Here is a 15,875-nt window from a genome sequence, read left to right as displayed (position 1 = left end):
GCGTGCGAGGGGTCAGGCATCGGGATGTTTGATCCTCAGACCGCGAAGCGCACGTGCAAAATGTCGCCTTCCTGCACCTCGTAGTCCTTGCCCTCGACGCGGATCCTGCCCGCAGCCTTCGCCGATTCCATGGAACCGGCGGCCACGAGCTCGCCGTAGCCGATCACCTCGGCCCGGATGAACCCACGCTCGAGGTCGGTGTGGATCACGCCCGACGCCTCGGGAGCCTTCGCGCCGCGCCGGACCTCCCACGCGCGGGTCTCGTCCTCACCGGTCGTGAGGAACGTGATGAGGTCGAGCGCTCGGTAGCAGGCCTCGATCACGGTCTCGAGCCCCGGTTGTGACACGCCGAACTCCTCGAGCAGCGCGCGGGCCTCGTCGGCGTCCATCTCGGCGGTCTCGGCCTCGATCGAGGCGTACACGCCGACCGCTCCGGCGACGGCGAGCTCCGGCGGCACCTCGAGACCCTCCTCGAGGTTCGCGACGACGACCTCGGGCTTCAGGGTCAGGGGCGCGATGCCCCGAAGGTGCACGGCGTCCTCGTCGGACACGCCGGCGTCGCGCAGCGGCGTCTCGGCCTCCAAAGCCTCCTTCGCTCGCTGCAACGCGTCGACCTCGAGACCGGGCTTCTGGCGCGCCTTCTTGACCGCCTTCTCGAGCGCGCTCTCGATCACGCCGAGGTCGGCGAGCAGCAGCGCCGCACGGACCGTCTCCAGCTCGTCGAGCGGCGCGGCGTCGGCCCCGAAGCAGCGGAGCACGACCGCGAGCGCGTCGACCTCGCGCAGCTTGGCGATGCCCTGGGCGCTCGACACACCGCCGGGGATGTCCACGAACCGCACCTGCGCCGCAACGGTCCTGGCCGATCGCTCCATCTCGGTGAGCACCTGCAGGCGAGCGTCGGGCACCGAGACGACGGCGACGTTGGCCTGTCCGCCGTGCGATCCGGCTCGGGTGAGGGCGGTGAACAGCGTGGACTTCCCACTGTACGCCACCCCGACCAGGCCCACGTCCCTCATCGGTCGGCGAGCCTAACAGGGGGCGTTCGCGGGTCCGTTCGGCCGGGGGCGCGGTTCGGCCCATCGGACCCTACGAACCGCCCTTGGTCCCATGCGCCGCAACGGGCCCGGGAGCCGATGGTACGAACGAGACCGGGCGGGGCGGGGTGCCGCCAGACCCACCTCGCTCCGCCAGGTCCGCTCCCGGGCTGCCCGCGGCCCGGGAGCTGGACGGGTGTGGTTCGACCAGGTCCGGCACCGAGTGTGCGCCGAGGGGGCGCATCGTCCGGTGGGCCGGGGATCCGACGGCCCCGGCCCACCGGCTCTCACCGTTCAGCGCTAGCTCTTGGTCTCCCAGAAGACCTTGCCGATCTCGTCGACCGCGTCGAGCAGCTGCTGGCCCTGCGCCGGGTCCTGCGACTTCTTCGAGTCGCCGGCGAGCTTCGTGGCCTGCCAGAACTTCTCGTGCAGCTCCGGGAACTTCTCGAGATGCTCGGGCTTGAAGTAGTCGGTCCACAGCACCCACAGGTGGTGCTTGACCAGGTCGGCGCGCTCCTCCTTGATCGAGACCGCACGCTCCTTGAAGACGTCGTCGTCGCTGCCTTGGTACTTCTCCTGGCACGCCTTGACCGACTCGGCCTCGATGCGGGCCTGCGCCGGGTCGTACACACCGCACGGCAGGTCGCAGTGTGCGTGGACGCGGCGGTGCGGCTTGAGGAATGCTTCCAACATGGATGGCCCTCCTTCTTCCGACGATGGAACCGGCGGTTCCGACGGAACGGTCTCCGGTTCCCGTTCGATCGAAACCTACCATCGCGGTCGGAAACGGGTGGCCGGGCTCGGCGCGACAGCCGTAGCGGCGGCGGGGGTGGCGTGGGCCTGTCTCCGCTGGAAGCCCTCACGGGTCGAGATCGAGGGTGGATCGATGGCGCCGACGCTCGCCCCTGGCGACTGGGCGATGGTCGCGAGCCCGTCGCGGTACGAGCGCGACGACGTCGTCGTGGTGGAGCATCCCGGCCGGCCCGGCTACGAGATGGTCAAGCGCATCGTGGGCATGCCCGGCGATCGCGTCGGCGACCGGACGCTCGCCGACGACGAGTACTGGGTCGTCGGCGACTACGAGCCGGCGTCGACGGACTCGCGCCAGTTCGGACCGGTGCGCGCCGACGAGCTGAAGGCGAAGGTGTTGCTCGTGTATTGGCCGCCCGACCGGCGGCGCCGGGTCAGGTAGCGGTCCGCCGGGCCGCCCCGGTCACGAGGATCTCGCAGCCTCTGGGGTCGCGGTCGCGCCGCTCGGCCTGGCACTGGTCGTCGCCGGGGCCCCCGACGAGCCGGTCGCGGCCGGCTCCGCCCCAGATCCAGTCGCCGCCGGATTCACCCTTCACGCGGTCGTTCCCCGTCTCGCCGTCGAACCGGTCTTCGCCCGGCCCCGCGATCAGCAGGTCGTTGCCAGGACCGCCGCACGCACGGTCCTTCCCGATCGAACCCTGGAACTCGTCGTCGCCACCCATGCCGAGGAAGACGTCGGGCCTGCGGCCACCGCTGAGCTCGTCCTCGTCGGGTGTGCCCACGATGTTCACGGACTTGCCGAGGCATCGCACGAGCTCGTAGGCCCCGGCATCGCACCGCCGGTCGCGCGGGGCGCCCCGCTGGTCGCGGCGCGAGCACTCGATCCCGCTCCCGATCGCCGGGCTCGACGGGCGGAGCGCCATCGTCGGGGTCGGCCCGCCGTTGGGCCCGAGCCGTCGCAGTTGCGGATCGTCGCCGGTGCGATCGGTCGGCGCCCGGAGGCCGCAGCTCGTCGCGAAGCCCGCGTTCCCACCGAGCGAGCCGAGGTCCCCCGAGCAGTCACGTCCGTCGGCCGCCGTGTTGTCCGAGACGATCGACGAGCGGACGGTCGCGTCGCCAGCCGCCGCCGACGGGCGCCGGATCCCGCCGCCGCGTGCGCCCTCGTTCTCCGCGATCGTCATGGAGGACAACTCGGCTGGTCCGTCGAGGTACAGCCCACCGCCGGATCCCGTCGCGGTGTTCCCCGCGATCGTCGAGGCCGCCATCTTCGTGAGCGACCCCGTTGCCGAGATCCCGCCTCCGTCGGTCGCGGTGTTGCCCGTCACCGACACCCCTTCGACCGAGAGGGCCCCCTCGCTGTGGATCGCTCCGCCGGTGCCGGCGGCGGCGTTCCCGATGAAGAGCGAATCAGTCGTCCTCAGCGATGTGCCGAGGCCGGTCCAGACCGCCCCGCCGTGCCCGCCTTGCGAGCCGGAGACCGTCACGCGGTTCAGCACGCCGGTTCCGCCCACCAGCTTGACCGCGGCTCCGTCGGTCGACGGATCGTGCGCCCCGAAGATCGTGAGCCCCTCCAGCACGTATCGCTTGCCAACGGTCGCCGTCCCGAGCGTGAAGGCTCGCTGCCCGAGCGACGACGCGTCGATGAAGACCCCGGTCTCGCCTCCACCCTCGATCGTGATCGCCGAGCGCAGATCGATGTCCCCTCGACCGACGCCGCCGCTCCCGGTCAACGTCAACGCGTAGAACCCGGGAGGCACCCGCACGGTGTCGCGTGGGGCGGCCGCTGCGATCGCATCCCGAAGTGAGCAGTGCTCGTCGCACACGCCGTCGAACCCGTCGAAGGTCGTATTCACTCGGAAGGTCTCGTCGTCCTCGTGCGCCGCCGAAGGCAGCGCCCCCGACGCGATGCACGCGACGCTCACCGCGACGACGAGCGCGAGGGGACCGAGACCTCCGACGGAGGTGCGCAGGTTCACGGCGCCGATGGTATCGAGCGGCCGTCCTCAAGACCGCGGACCTCCCCTACGATGCATGGGTAGCGCCCGCTTCGCGAGGAGCCTCCCTTGACCACGACGCTTCCCCCGGTGCCGCCTCGCCCCGACCTCCTGCCGGAGGCCTGGCCACCCTTCGAGCCGCTGCCGCCCCGCCGACGCTTCCCGGCCTGGATCGTCGGATCCGCGCTGATCACGATCGTGATGATGCTCGGCGGGCTGGCCACGTCGTTCGTGATCCGCTACGACCCGTCCGAACACACCGACGAGTACCGGTTCATCGCGCGCGACCTCGACGGAGATCCCGTCCGATGGAATCCGTGTGAGCCCGTACACTACGTGGTCAACGTCGCCGAGGCCCCCGTCGGGTCGCTCGACGACGTGCAGGAATCAGTGCGTCGGATCTCCGCGGCGACCGGCATCACGTTCTTCTACGACGGGCTGACCGACGAGGTGTTGGTACGCCGCCGCGACATGGTGCAGGCCGATCGCTACGGCGATCGATGGGCGCCGGTGCTCGTCACCTGGGTCGACCCCGACACGTCGTCGGTGTCGTTCGACAGCGACGGCGAGGTCGCGGCTGGTGTCGCGGCGCCGTTCACCCCGCGCGGAGCCGACGTGATCGTGAGCGGATGGATCGCGATCAACGCCGACGACCCGAACCCTCCCGGCTTCGGCTTCCCGGACGCTCAGGGACCGGTCGTGTTGCACGAGTGGGGGCACGTGATGGGCCTCGATCACGTCGACGAGCGCGGTCAGCTGATGCATCCGGCCGGGGGAGGGGTCGCCGGCCTCGGTCCGGGCGACCTCGAGGGTCTGAGTCGACTCGGTCGCTCGGAAGGCTGCCTGACCACCCCCGCGGTGCCCTAGCCGGTCTCACGGCCGAGTTCGATCGCTCTGGTGACGCCGATCGTCTGCAGCAATCGCCGGTCGTGCGTCGCGATCACGAACGTACCGTCGAAGTCGGACAGCGCGTGCTCGAGCTGTTCGATCGCGTCGAGGTCCAGGTGGTTCGTGGGTTCGTCGAGCAGCAGGAGGTTCGTGCGTCGGGCCGCGAGGACCGCGAGCATCGCTCGGGTCCGCTCCCCGGGCGAGAGCTCCTCGGACGGCCTCGTGACGTCGTCGGCCTCCAGCTCGAACTTCGCGAGCAGCGATCGCGCCTCGGCGCCCGTCAAGCCCGATGCGCGAGCGACCATCGCGAGCAAGTCCTCGCCTCGCAGGAACGGCGCGCGGTCCTGATCGAGCACGCCGGGCACGACACTGGGACCGATCGTCTGTCGCCCGGCCGTGAGCGGCAGCTCACCGGCGATCGTCCTCAGCAAGGTCGTCTTCCCGCTGCCGTTGGGCCCGATGAGCGCCACCCGGTCGCCGCGGGCGATATCGAGGTCCAGGGGGCCGAAGTGGAACGATCCACGGTCGACGACGGCGCCGGTCAGGCGGACAACCACATCGCCGCCCCGTGTCACGGGGGCGAGGTCGATGTGCAAGGTCCATCGGTTCCTCGGCGCGTCGGGCACCTCGATGCGCTCGAGTTGGCGTTCGAGCCTGACGGCACCCGATGCGTGGCCCTGGGCGCGTGTGATCTTCGCGAAGCGGACGAACTTGTCCGGCTCGTCGGAGCGTCTGGCGCGCCCCTCGGCGCTGACGGCTTCCCGTCGTAACTCATGGGCACGCCGCTGAAGCCGAGCGCGTTCCGCCACCGCGGCGTCGTGGGCGATGCGCTGCTGTCTGCGTCGTTGCTCGCGTTCGGCCACGTACTCGCTAAACGTGCCGGTGAACCCGCTGGCCCGGCGCGTGAAGGCATCCAACTCCAGGAAGCCGTGCAGGCAGGTATCGAGGAAAGCTCGATCGTGTGAGACCACGACGATGCCACCGGGGAACGCCTGTACGAACGCTTCGAGCCGCGAGAGCGCCTCGGCGTCGAGGTCGTTCGTCGGCTCGTCGAGCAGGAGCACGTCGACGCGAGCGAGTTCGATCGCCGCCAGCGCCGCACGGGTGCGTTGTCCTCCCGACAGGGTGTCCATCGGGGTCTGGAGATCGGGCAGTCCGAGCTCGGCTGCCATCGCCGAAGCTCGGCTATCGAAGTCGTGTCCCCCGAGCCGGTCGAACCGTTCGAGCGCCTCCGTGTACGCTTCGATGCTCGTGAGGTCGTCCGACATCGCCGCCGAGGCGGCCTCGAGAGTGGCGGCTAAGGTGTCGATGCCCGTGCGCCTCGCGAGGAAGGTGTCCACGGTCTCCCCCGCGGCCCCGCCCGGCTCCTGATCGAGCAGCCCCACGGTGAGGGATGCAGGAGAGCGTTCGACCTGCCCCTCGTCCGGCACCTCGACGCCCGCGAGGATCCGCAGCAACGTGGACTTGCCCACCCCGTTCGGCCCGAGTAGTCCGATCCGCGAGCGAGGTCCGACCCGCAGAGTGACGTCATCGAGCACGACGATGCCGCCAAGCGATTTGGACACGGAACGGGCTGAGAGTTGAGACGAGGAACTGGACACGAGACGACTCCGGTGGACGGGCGCGCCGAATCCCCGGCACGCGACGAGCGGTCCTAGTCGGATCAGCGCCTCATGTGTGGCCAGCCTACCGCGATACGGGCTCCGGTCATTCGTTTGCCCGGGAACACCGGGGTGGTCTAAACTGTTGCACCTGCAAATGATCTGCACGCGCGAAGCCGGCATCGTGGGGGCCATGATCCCCGATCGCATCTGCTGTTCCTGCTGACCAGGGACGGCGCTTCGCGCCGCGCGCTCCACCGCTCCGCTCCTCGTCCCACCACCGCACCGGAGGTGCACCCGTGTTCACGACCGTTTCCACCATCGTCGATGCCAGGGGCCAGTCGTGCCCCGGGCCGCTCGTCACCCTCGCCAAGGCGCTGAAGGAAGCGTCCTCGGGCGACCTGCTTGAGTTGCTCGCGACCGATCCTGGCTCTCGCTCCGACATCCCGAGCTGGGCCGAGATCAGCGGCAACGAATTGCTCGAGTCGAACGAGGCCGACGGCGAATACCGCTACCTCGTGCGGAAGGTCTGACGTGGCCACGACCGAGGACCGGGTGCTCGAGGGAGCCGAGCCGACCTACGCCGAGCTCCTGGCTCGCATCGAGGCGCTGGAAGAGGCGTCATCGGGCGCCGTCAAGAAGACGAACAAGCTGACGATCATCGCCTGGGGCGGGGACCTCGACCGCATCTGGCCGACCACGATCCTCGCCACCACGGCCGCCGCCAGCGGCATGGAGTCGACGGTGTTCTTTACCTTCTGGGGCCTGTTCGCGATCGTGAAGCCCGGGGTGCGCCTCACAGGCGACAACTGGATGCAGAAGATGATGAGCGCGATGAACCCCGGATCGGCGCAGAAGGCGAAGCTGTCGCACTACAACTTCGCCGGTGCCGGACCGGCGATGTTCAAGAAGCTCGCCGGCGATCGCCGGGTCGCAGCGCCCGAGGAGTTGATCGAGACCGCGCAGGACCTCGGCGTGCGGCTGATCCCGTGCCAGATGACGATGGACTTGCTCGGGCTGAAGCGGTCCGACCTGATCGACGGGCTCGAGGAGCCGATCGGCGCGGCGACCGCGCTCGCGAACATGCGTGACGCCGCTGTCTCGCTGTTCATCTAGAGGGCCGTCAGCGGGGTCGGCCCCGGTCGGGCTTCGGCCGGACCGAGGGACGGGGTGGCGTTCGCTCGACGCAGCTTGGCAAGGACCTCCGTAGTTCTGCCTGCGTGGGAACACGGAGATCCCTGCCAAGTCGCCGGCCAAAGCCAATGGAAGGCTCGGCCTCTCACCCGAGGCCCATAGACTCGCCCCGTGACCATGGCCGACCCCCACGAGCACGGCGTCTCGTTCAGGGAGGCTGCCCGCTTCTGGACCAAGCTCGGGTTCATCAACTTCGGTGGGCCGGCAGGCCAGATCTCCTTGATGCACGAGGAGGTCGTCGATCGCCGGAAGTGGGTGTCGAACGGCCGGTTCCTCCACGCCCTGAATTTCTGCATGCTGCTGCCCGGCCCCGAGGCCCAGCAGCTCGCCATCTACATCGGCTGGCTCCTGCATCGCGTGAAGGGCGGGCTCGTCGCCGGCGTGATGTTCGTGCTGCCGAGCGTGTTCGTGATGTTCGGCCTGAGCTGGCTCTACGCCGTGCACGGCGACGTCACGTGGGTGAGCGCGATCTTCGCCGGGCTCGCGCCGGCGGTGATCGCGATCGTGGCCGCCGCGACGATCCGCATCGGCAGGAGGGCGCTCGCGAACGGCCTCATGCTGGCCGTGGCGATCGGAGCCTTCGTCGCGATCCTCGTGGTCCACGTGCCGTTTCCGCTGATCGTGCTCGGAGCCCTGCTGATCGGCTTCGCGGGCGGCCCGGTCCGTCCCGACCTCTTCGACGTCGGCGTCGCCCACCAGCTCGAGGAGCAGGAACGTATCGCGATCCGTGACGATGCCCCGCGGGCTGCCCACACGGTGCCCTCGAGGGCGGGGGCTGTGCGCACCCTGATGCTCGGCCTCCTCGTCTGGCTCGTGCCGATCGCGCTGGTCGCCGCCTGGCGTGGACCCGGCGACACCCTCACCGAGATGGGGTGGTTCTTCACCCGGGCCTCGCTCGTCACGTTCGGTGGTGCCTACGCGGTGCTCGCCTACGTGAACGTCGCGGCGGTGCAGACCTACGGATGGCTGCTGCCCGGTCAGATGGTCGTCGGCTTGGGCCTCGCGGAGAGCACCCCGGGCCCGCTGATCATGGTGCTCGAGTTCGTCGGGTTCGTGGGCGCGTATCAGAACCCTGGGGAGCTGGATCCGCTCGTCGCCGGCACCCTCGGCGCGCTCGTGGCGGTGTGGGCAACGTTCGCGCCCTGCTTCCTATGGATCTTCCTCGGCGCGCCGTACGTCGAGGGGCTTCGCGAGAACCGTCGTCTCGCCGCCGCGTTCGAGACGGTGACGGCCGCGGTGGTCGGCGTGATCGCCAACCTCGCCGTGACGTTCGCGATCGCGACTCTGTTCGAGGACGTGGGCACGGCCAGGCTGCTCGGCCGGTTCGACGTTCCCTCGCCGGTGTGGTCGAGCATCGACGTCTTCGCGACGGCCGTCGCCGCGGTCGCGTTCGTGGGTCTGTGGCGCTTCCGTTGGAAGGTGCTGCCCGTGATCGCCGTCAGCGCGCTCGCCGGATTCGTCTGGTATGGACTACTCGGGAACTGACCGACCCCGTCGAGCCCGGATGTTCAGCCGGACGTAATCGATCACGGGCGCGGGCATCCGCGTCGCCACCTCGTGCACGAAGCGGCGACGTTCGTCCTCCGCCATGCCCTCCACGTGATCGCCCAGGCAGATCGCCTCGAGGTAGGGCTCGAGGTCCTCCCCGGGCACCGGCGAGGGTTCCTCGTGCAGCCAGGTCTGTACGTCCACGAAGCCGGCGGCCTCGAGGCGCGTCCGGGTCTCGTCTGGGCCTGCGAAGTGCTTGTGGCCGACGAACCCCTCGCCCATGTCGCGCAGCGCCGCCTCGACCGAAGCGATGTTGCCTTCACCCCCGCATTGAGCGGCGAGCTGCGCTCCCGCGCGCATCACGTCTGCGAGGTTACGGAACAGGGAGTCGTGGTCGAGCACCCAGTGGAACGTCGACGTCGACAGCACCGCGTCGACCGGTTCCTCGATCGGCAGCGGGCGCTGCAGGTCGGCAACGACGTAGGCCACGCGATCCTCGCCCAGTCGCTCACGTGCCCGGTCGATCATCGAGGCGGAGCCGTCGAGGGCGACCACCTCGCCACTCGGGAGCCGCTCGAGCAGCGCCGCGGTGACCTGCCCGGTGCCGCACCCGGCGTCGAGCACGCGTTCGTCGCCCTCGAGAGCGAGCCATCCGAGCACGGTCTCGCCCCACCGCGTCATCGGGATCGGCAGCCGGTCGTACGCGGCGGCGTTCCAGTCGCGGGTCACGGCAGCAAGGGTACCGACGGTGTGCTACTCGTCTCGGTGGGCGGTCTCGAGGTCGAGAACCTCGACGTCGGGTCGGGCGGGAACCTCGGCCATCACGACGTCGACGTCGGCCTCGCCGGCCTTGGGCACGCGCACCCGGTCGAGGCGGGCTGCCGACACGCGTTCCTCGCGCAGCGACTTGTACCACCCGGGCTCCACGGCCAGGGCCCGGCAGTCCGGGCACTCCTCAACCGTGCCGGGCTCGTGGTCGGCATGGTTCATGACCTCGACCCTACCCCCGGAACCACGCCGAGCCGGGAGGTCCACGACGTGGACCGCGCCACCGGCGACGGGCGTCGGCGAAGGCTCTGGATCGTCGTTGCCGGTGAGGAAGAGGAAGCCGCCGACGAGCGCCAGCGCGAGGAGCAGCACGATCGCGATCACGATCGCGATCCGCCACCGCCGGGCGACGCCGGGTGTCTCGCGCTTCCCGTGTCCGTTATGCCTCGGATCCATCGCGCGTCTCTCCGATGCCTGCGTTGGGTCGGGCTCGCCGAACCGCCACGATAGTCTCGCTCGGGCGCGGACCCACGGATCGGCAGCACGGGTGTGACGGTAGTTAGCGACGTGAACTATCGTGGAGGTCATGCCCGCCGCACCCCCCGCCATCGACCTCCCAGGCCTCGCCTCCCACCTGCGACTGTCGGTGTTCCGCGCCTCACGAACCCTGCGGCGTGAGAGCCAGGCCGGCATCTCGCCCACCCTGCTGGCCGCACTCTCCACGATCGAGCGCCACGGCCCGATGACCGCCGGCGCCCTGGCCGCGCACGAGCAGGTTCGCAAGCCCACGGTGACGCGCATCCTGGGCGCCCTCGTCGATGAGGGTCTCGTCGAACGCACCCCCGACCCGGCGGACCGCCGCATCGCATGGGTGCAGCTCACGCCCACGGGCCGTTCCTTGATGCGCACGGTCCGCCGCCGCACCGATCGATACCTCGCCCAGCGGCTGCGCAAGCTCGATGCCGAGGATCTCGCCACGCTGGAGCGTGCGGCTGAGATCCTCGACCGCATCACCGAGGCGGGGTCGTGAGCCCCAAGGTGACCGCGGCGATCGGCCGCACGTTCTCGTCGGTGCGCACGTCGCGCAACTTCCGCCTGTACCTGTTCGGCCAGACGGTCTCGGCGATCGGCACGTGGATGAACTTCACCGCGAGCGCCTGGCTCGTGTTGCAGCTCACCGACAGCGGCACGGCGCTCGGTGCGAACGTCGCTCTCTACTTCCTGCCCGTGCTGCTGCTCGGTGCCTACGGCGGCGTGCTCGCCGACCGCTTCGACAAGCGGCACATCCTGATGCTCACGCAGGCCGCTTACGGCGTCGTCGCACTCGCGCTCTGGGCGCTCGTCGCGTCCGACGTCGCCGTGCTCTGGATGGTCTATGCGCTCTCGCTGGCGTCGGGGGTCGTCACGGCGATCGACAACCCGTCACGGCAGAGCTTCTACATCGAGATGGTCGGCGAGGAACACGTCCGCAACGCGGTGAGCCTGAACTCCGCGGCGTTCACCGGCTCGCGCATCTTCGGCCCCGCGATCGCCGGGGTGCTGATCGCGACGGTCGGCATCGCGACGTGCTTCCTGATCGACGGGTTGTCGTACGCGGCCGTGCTGATCGCGCTGGCGGCGATGCGCCCCGCCGAGCTGCATCCGCAGAAGCGCTCGACGCGGGAGCGAGGTCACCTCGTCGCAGGTCTGAGGTACGTGTGGGCGACCGACGAGCTTCGACGCCCGCTGCTCGCGATGGCAGTGGTGTTCACGGTCTCGTTCAACTTCGCGGTGTTCGTTCCGCTGCTCGCTGAGCGTACGTTCGGCGGCGACGCGGGCACGTTCGGCGCGCTCTCGGCCCTCGCCGGCGTCGGATCCTTCCTCGGGGCGATCGTGATGGCGAGCCGCGTCTCCGAGCCGCGCATGCGCGACCTCGCCATGTGGGCCGTCGCCGCCGGCGTCTCGCTCGTGGTGCCCGGGCTCGCGCCGACGCTCTGGCTCGCCGGCGCGGCGATGATCCCCATGGGCTTCACGATCATGGCGTTCATGATCACCGGCAACACGATGCTGCAGCTCAACGCCCGGCCTGAGGCGAGAGGACGGGTGATGGCGCTGTACGGCATCGTCTTCCTCGGCTCGACCCCGATCGGCGCTCCGATCGCCGGCGTGATCGGCGAGCACCTGGGCGCCCGGGTCGGGTTCGCGATCAGCGGGCTCGTGGCCGTCGCGCTCGGGCTCACCCTGCTCGCCGCGCGACGCCGCGCGATCGGGGACGGTCAGACGCAGGCGAACGAGGGGCTCGATACCGGCGCGGGGTCGGCCATCCCCGCGCGATAGGACTCGTCGTGGAAGATGTGTATCGGGCCGGAGGCGGCGCGGGAGTCACCTCGAGGGAGGCGCGTTCCCGGCCGACTCCGACCCCGTAAGCCCGCGAGGGGGATCCCGGGCTACGCTGTGAGGGACGCGGCTCCGCCGAACCAGACGATCTCGCCGCCCCGCGAGAAGGCGAGGAGCGAGGCGTACCACCCCGGCTCGTACGCGATCTGGGTGCAGTGGGAGCATCCACTGACGGTTCCGACCGAGTGCTCAGTGTGATCGCCCATCCGCCCGCCTGCCGTCCGTTCCAGGGTCCGTCGGTCCCTCTTCTCGGGGCACATGGTGCGCCCGGATCACTTCGGGGTCTATACCTATGACACGGGGAAACTACCTACCGTGCCCTAGGTAAGCAGGGCTACGTATGCTGACGTAAGGGAACCGTGGCATCGCCCAGGCGCTTACTCGTCGACGAGCTCACGGTCGATGCGCCAGTCACCGTCGGGTTCGTCGCGGCTCACGTCGATCACGGTCCCGTCCGCCAGGGACAGCCGGAACCGACGCACACGCACCCCCTCGTGCTCGTCGAGCGCGGTACGCAGGACCTCGACCGGCTCCTCGACGCCGCCCCAGACCACGGCTCGTGGCCACTCCTCGGCCCTCGCTCCCTCGACGAACCGCAGGCGGATCTCCGGAGCTCGGGCGAGCCATCGCGGCAGTACCGGCACCCACAGCAGGAACGCGATGCCCACGAGCGCCGCGGAGCCCTGTTCGCCCACGGCCGGGAGCAGGGGGACCGCGAGCAACGCGGCCGTCAGGCGCGCGATGTTGTAGACGACGTCATAGGCGGCGAACACGCGACCGCGCAGGCCGTCGGGCACCGCCTCCTGCACCATCGTGTCAACGGGGACCTTCTTCCACGCGAACGTGAGCCCCACCACGAAGCTCGCGACCAACAAGGTCCAGGGCCGGACGACCAGGCTGACGCCGAGGATCGCCACACCACCCACGGCGAAGGCCCCCGCGATGATGCGTTCGCGGGGGAACCGGCGGTCGAGCGCGCCGACGGTCGCCAGGCCTGCGAACACGCCCACGCCGCCCGCCCCGATCAGCCAGGAGAACGAGCCGACGCCCTGCTCGAACCGTTCCCGGAAGACGACCAGGGCGAGCACGAGGATCAGCCCCTGCCCGATCTGGTCGAGCCCGATCGAGGTGATCGGCCCGACGGCTCGGGGCGTGTGCACGATGTGGCGCAGCCCGTCCACGAACTCCACCCCCACCCGCCGCACCTGGTGGCGTAGTAACTCGGGAGCCTCGGGCAGCAGCAGCGGGCGCAGGTCGCTTCGGATGCTCCGCGCGAGCGTCGAGGCGACCACCCACATCGCGGCGGCGAGGAAGACGATCGCCACCGTGCCGAACGCGTCGGCGACGAGCCCGCCGGCGAAGACGCCGACGAGCAGGGCGACCGTGCCGCCGACCGTGGCGATCGAGTTCGCCGCGAGCAGGTCCTCGGTCGGCACGAGGCGGGGCACGACCGCTTGGGCGGTCGCGAGGAAGAACCGGTTCACCGACGTCACGAAGAGCGCCCCGCCGTAGTAGAGGGCGGACTGGCGGCTGGGGTTCGCAAGCACGAGGAACACGGGCGCGGCTCGCAGCAACGGCGCCACGACCATGATGCGCCGGCGCGACCAGCGGTCGATGAAGACGCCGACGAACGGGCCGATGACCGAGAAGGGCACGATCACGATCGCGGACGCGAGCGCGAAGCTCGCCGCGGTGGTGGCGCGTTCGGGAGAGAAGACGAGCGAAGCCACGAGCGCCGCCTGGATCAGCCCGTCGGCGGACTGACTGACGAGCCGCATCGCGAACAGCCGACGGAAGTCCTCGTGGCGCAGAGCGTCTCGCGGGCTGCCGAGGCCGGCTGTCGGGGAAGCGCTCATCCCGAGCATCGTAGGGCGAGGCTCCAGTCGTGCCCCCGCTGGCGCCGATACTCGATGGATGCGCCGGGGGATCGGGCTGGCGGTGGTGATCGTGTCGGCCTGTGCCGCCGTGCTGCCGATCGGGACCGCCGCTGCCGCGAGACCAGAGGCCCGCGGCGCCGCGTCTGGCGCCGAGGTGTCGATCGAGGCGCACGACTTCTACTTCGATCCCGCCGCCCCGACGATCGGGCGCGGGGACACCGTGACCTTCGACTTCGCGGGTGACGTCACCCATACCGCGACCGACAGCTCGGGCCTCGAGCTGTTCGATTCGGGCAACGTCCCTCCGGGCAGCGGCCCGAGCCTGTCGTTCACCTACGAGGCGGCCGGCGTCTACCACTTCGTCTGCACGCCCCACGCGGGCATGGCCGGGCGCGTCTCCGCGCCGATGCGGGCGACCCGTCGACCGGTCGCAAGCACGACTTCTTCACGCTCGTGTGGGCGTCCTCGGCTGCAACCGGCGACCACGTCTACGACGTGCAGGTCAAGCGGCCGGGGTCGGCGTGGAGCACGTGGCGCAGCGGGGTGACGATCCGCAAGGAGTCGTTCGAACCGTGGAAGACCGGCCGGTACCGTTTCCGGGCCCGCATGCGCGACGCCGCGACGGACGGGTCCTCGAGGTGGTCTCCGGTCTCGTCGATCTCGGTCGGCTGAGGTTCCCGCCCGACTGCGGTAGCGTCGACCCGACGGGACCCGACTCAGGTCCCGAGAGGTGACGAGGGGGACAGCGTGGCCCGGTTCAAGGTAGGTGCCCAGTTCCATCCGCAGCTGACCTCGATCGAGAACCTCCGATGGGGCTGGCGCGAGGCCGACGCGTTGGGCGTGGACTCGATCTGGACGTGGGACCACTTCTTCCCGCTCTACGACGGGCCCGACGGCCACCACTTCGAGGGGTGGACGTTGCTCGCGGCGATGGCCTGCGACACCGAGCGCGCCGAGTTCGGCATGCTCGTCACCTGCAACTCCTATCGCAACCCCGATCTGCTCGCGGACGTCGCCCGCACGGTCGACCACCTGAGCGGCGGTCGCCTGATCCTCGGCATCGGCGCGGGGTGGTTCCGGCGCGACTACGACGAGTACGGCTACGAGTTCGGCACGGCGCCCGACCGCCTGCGCGCGCTCGCGGCCGCGCTGCCACGCATCGAGTCGCGGCTCGGGAAGCTCGATCCGCCGCCGGTCCGTCGCCCGATGCCGATCCTGATCGGCGGCGGTGGGGAGAGGGTCACCCTGCGCCTCGTCGCCGAGCACGCGAACGCGTGGAACAGCTTCGGACCACCCGAGACCTACGCCCGGAAGAACGCCGTCCTCGACTCGTGGTGCGAGCAGGTCGGTCGTGACCCGGCCGAGGTCGAGCGCACGGTGCTGATCGAGGCCCACGAGATCGACCAGACCGAGGCGTTCCTCGAGGCCGGCGCGCAGCACCTGATCGTCCAACTGGGGACGAAGCAGTCGACACCGTTCGATCTCGCACCGGTGCAGCGGTTGCTCGACATGCGCGGATAGCAGCCGCCGACCGGGTCATCCGTCTCGATCCTCAGCCGTTCGGCCTAGGCGTCCGCGGACCGGTGTTTCGCGACCATCGGCCTTCGCGTGTGGGTCGCCTGGCGGTAGCGAGGCCTACCGCGTGTCGGCCACCCTTCCCATACGCATCGAGGGACACGTTCCCCGTCGGAGCGCTACAGGGCATCTCCGGGAGCGACCTCGATCGAACCGGAAGGACTAGGGCGATGAAGGACCAACGAGCAGGGGGCACGCGCAAGCGGCTCCTCCGTCGAGAGGACGGCGCATCCGCGGTGGAGTTCGCGCTGATCGCGCCGCTGCTGTTCATGATCGTCTTCGGGATCCTCTACTTCGGCGTCGCCTTCATGAAGATGCAGAACCTGCGCA

The 15,875-nt window shown here is 70.1% G+C and carries 18 protein-coding genes; 11 read left to right on the top strand and 7 right to left on the bottom strand.

All coding sequences use genetic code 11. The features are described 5' to 3' along the window. Nucleotides 1-35: 35 nt before the first annotated feature. Nucleotides 36-1,016 (bottom strand): DUF933 domain-containing protein, encoded by a 981-nt coding sequence (locus VFI59_00445; GenBank protein HET6712170.1) that lies wholly within the window; start codon nucleotides 1,014-1,016, stop codon nucleotides 36-38. A gap of 318 nt (nucleotides 1,017-1,334) precedes the next feature. Then, entirely contained in the window at nucleotides 1,335-1,727 is a 393-nt protein-coding gene (gene sodN, locus VFI59_00440) for a superoxide dismutase, Ni (GenBank protein ID HET6712169.1), read from the bottom strand. Between sodN and VFI59_00435 the strand changes: the two genes are divergently transcribed. Further along, nucleotides 1,639-2,226, top strand: a complete 588-nt coding sequence (locus VFI59_00435) for a S26 family signal peptidase (GenBank protein ID HET6712168.1) — start codon at nucleotides 1,639-1,641, stop codon at nucleotides 2,224-2,226. The genes sodN and VFI59_00435 overlap by 89 nt on opposite strands. Here the strand turns inward: VFI59_00435 and VFI59_00430 are convergent. Then, complete coding sequence (locus VFI59_00430) at nucleotides 2,219-3,760, bottom strand: choice-of-anchor Q domain-containing protein (protein ID HET6712167.1); 1,542 nt, start codon at nucleotides 3,758-3,760, stop codon at nucleotides 2,219-2,221. The two genes, VFI59_00435 and VFI59_00430, sit on opposite strands and share 8 nt — an antisense overlap. A gap of 87 nt (nucleotides 3,761-3,847) precedes the next feature. Here VFI59_00430 and VFI59_00425 point away from each other — a divergent pair, with 87 nt between their 5' ends. Then, nucleotides 3,848-4,645: a hypothetical protein gene (locus VFI59_00425; protein ID HET6712166.1), complete on the top strand. Its 798-nt coding sequence runs from the start codon at nucleotides 3,848-3,850 to the stop codon at nucleotides 4,643-4,645. Here VFI59_00425 and VFI59_00420 read toward each other — a convergent pair. Then, nucleotides 4,642-6,231 carry an ABC-F family ATP-binding cassette domain-containing protein gene (locus tag VFI59_00420; protein HET6712165.1) on the bottom strand — a complete coding sequence of 530 codons (1,590 nt, stop codon included), beginning with the start codon at nucleotides 6,229-6,231 and terminating at the stop codon, nucleotides 4,642-4,644. The genes VFI59_00425 and VFI59_00420 overlap by 4 nt on opposite strands. A 335-nt stretch (nucleotides 6,232-6,566) precedes the next feature. On the opposite strand from VFI59_00420, the gene VFI59_00415 reads away from it, so the two are divergent. The 3 genes from VFI59_00415 (at nucleotide 6,567) to chrA (ending at nucleotide 8,946) form a co-directional block, all read left to right on the top strand. Further along, nucleotides 6,567-6,800 (top strand): sulfurtransferase TusA family protein, encoded by a 234-nt coding sequence (locus tag VFI59_00415; GenBank protein ID HET6712164.1) that lies wholly within the window; start codon nucleotides 6,567-6,569, stop codon nucleotides 6,798-6,800. 1 nt (nucleotide 6,801) lies between these two features. Next, complete coding sequence (locus VFI59_00410; GenBank protein HET6712163.1) at nucleotides 6,802-7,383, top strand: DsrE/DsrF/DrsH-like family protein; 582 nt, start codon at nucleotides 6,802-6,804, stop codon at nucleotides 7,381-7,383. Between the two features lie 195 nt (nucleotides 7,384-7,578). Further along, entirely contained in the window at nucleotides 7,579-8,946 is a 1,368-nt protein-coding gene (chrA, locus tag VFI59_00405) for a chromate efflux transporter (GenBank protein ID HET6712162.1), read from the top strand. Here the strand turns inward: chrA and VFI59_00400 are convergent. Then, the gene (locus VFI59_00400) at nucleotides 8,932-9,678 is read right to left on the bottom strand and encodes a methyltransferase domain-containing protein (GenBank protein ID HET6712161.1); all 747 of its coding nucleotides are present in this window, start codon (nucleotides 9,676-9,678) and stop codon (nucleotides 8,932-8,934) included. The two genes, chrA and VFI59_00400, sit on opposite strands and share 15 nt — an antisense overlap. Nucleotides 9,679-9,702: 24 nt before the next feature. Beyond that, on the bottom strand, nucleotides 9,703-10,173 hold the full coding sequence (locus VFI59_00395; protein HET6712160.1) for a hypothetical protein: 471 nt from the start codon (nucleotides 10,171-10,173) through the stop codon (nucleotides 9,703-9,705). A 130-nt stretch (nucleotides 10,174-10,303) separates the two neighbouring features. On the opposite strand from VFI59_00395, the gene VFI59_00390 reads away from it, so the two are divergent. Further along, on the top strand, nucleotides 10,304-10,747 hold the full coding sequence (locus tag VFI59_00390; GenBank protein ID HET6712159.1) for a MarR family transcriptional regulator: 444 nt from the start codon (nucleotides 10,304-10,306) through the stop codon (nucleotides 10,745-10,747). After that, a complete protein-coding gene (locus tag VFI59_00385) occupies nucleotides 10,744-12,033 on the top strand; it encodes an MFS transporter (GenBank protein ID HET6712158.1) in 1,290 nt (429 codons plus the stop codon). The genes VFI59_00390 and VFI59_00385 overlap by 4 nt, the downstream gene beginning before the upstream one ends. Nucleotides 12,034-12,470: 437 nt before the next feature. On the opposite strand, the gene VFI59_00380 is transcribed toward VFI59_00385, so the two are convergent. Next, nucleotides 12,471-13,949, bottom strand: coding sequence for an MFS transporter (locus VFI59_00380; GenBank protein HET6712157.1), 1,479 nt, complete (start codon nucleotides 13,947-13,949; stop codon nucleotides 12,471-12,473). A 58-nt stretch (nucleotides 13,950-14,007) separates the two neighbouring features. Here VFI59_00380 and VFI59_00375 point away from each other — a divergent pair, with 58 nt between their 5' ends. The 4 genes from VFI59_00375 to VFI59_00360 all read left to right on the top strand — a co-directional run. Further along, complete coding sequence (locus VFI59_00375) at nucleotides 14,008-14,517, top strand: plastocyanin/azurin family copper-binding protein (GenBank protein ID HET6712156.1); 510 nt, start codon at nucleotides 14,008-14,010, stop codon at nucleotides 14,515-14,517. After that, nucleotides 14,514-14,642, top strand: a complete 129-nt coding sequence (locus VFI59_00370; protein ID HET6712155.1) for a hypothetical protein — start codon at nucleotides 14,514-14,516, stop codon at nucleotides 14,640-14,642. Before VFI59_00375 ends, VFI59_00370 begins: the two co-directional genes overlap by 4 nt. A gap of 75 nt (nucleotides 14,643-14,717) precedes the next feature. Further along, nucleotides 14,718-15,491 (top strand): LLM class F420-dependent oxidoreductase, encoded by a 774-nt coding sequence (locus tag VFI59_00365; protein ID HET6712154.1) that lies wholly within the window; start codon nucleotides 14,718-14,720, stop codon nucleotides 15,489-15,491. Nucleotides 15,492-15,715: 224 nt separating this feature from the next. Further along, the coding region (locus VFI59_00360; GenBank protein HET6712153.1) for a TadE/TadG family type IV pilus assembly protein at nucleotides 15,716-15,875 on the top strand (160 nt) is incomplete at its 3' end.

Source organism: Actinomycetota bacterium (assembly GCA_035697485.1).
Classification (GTDB): domain Bacteria; phylum Actinomycetota; class UBA4738; order UBA4738; family HRBIN12; genus JAOUEA01.
The sequence above is the reverse complement of the archived record's forward strand: the minus strand, read 5'-3'. Positions and strand labels throughout refer to the sequence as shown.

Bases quoted from the DNA above. Each gene is read 5' to 3' on its own strand.
- VFI59_00445 (HET6712170.1), bottom strand. From the start codon at position 1,016: ATGAGGGACGTGGGCCTGGTCGGGGTGGCGTACAGTGGGAAGTCCACG.
- VFI59_00435 (HET6712168.1), top strand. From the start codon at position 1,639: ATGCGGGCCTGCGCCGGGTCGTACACACCGCACGGCAGGTCGCAGTGT.
- sodN (HET6712169.1), bottom strand. From the start codon at position 1,727: ATGTTGGAAGCATTCCTCAAGCCGCACCGCCGCGTCCACGCACACTGC.
- chrA (HET6712162.1), top strand. From the start codon at position 7,579: ATGGCCGACCCCCACGAGCACGGCGTCTCGTTCAGGGAGGCTGCCCGC.
- VFI59_00395 (HET6712160.1), bottom strand. From the start codon at position 10,173: ATGGATCCGAGGCATAACGGACACGGGAAGCGCGAGACACCCGGCGTC.
- VFI59_00390 (HET6712159.1), top strand. From the start codon at position 10,304: ATGCCCGCCGCACCCCCCGCCATCGACCTCCCAGGCCTCGCCTCCCAC.
- VFI59_00380 (HET6712157.1), bottom strand. From the start codon at position 13,949: ATGAGCGCTTCCCCGACAGCCGGCCTCGGCAGCCCGCGAGACGCTCTG.
- VFI59_00375 (HET6712156.1), top strand. From the start codon at position 14,008: ATGCGCCGGGGGATCGGGCTGGCGGTGGTGATCGTGTCGGCCTGTGCC.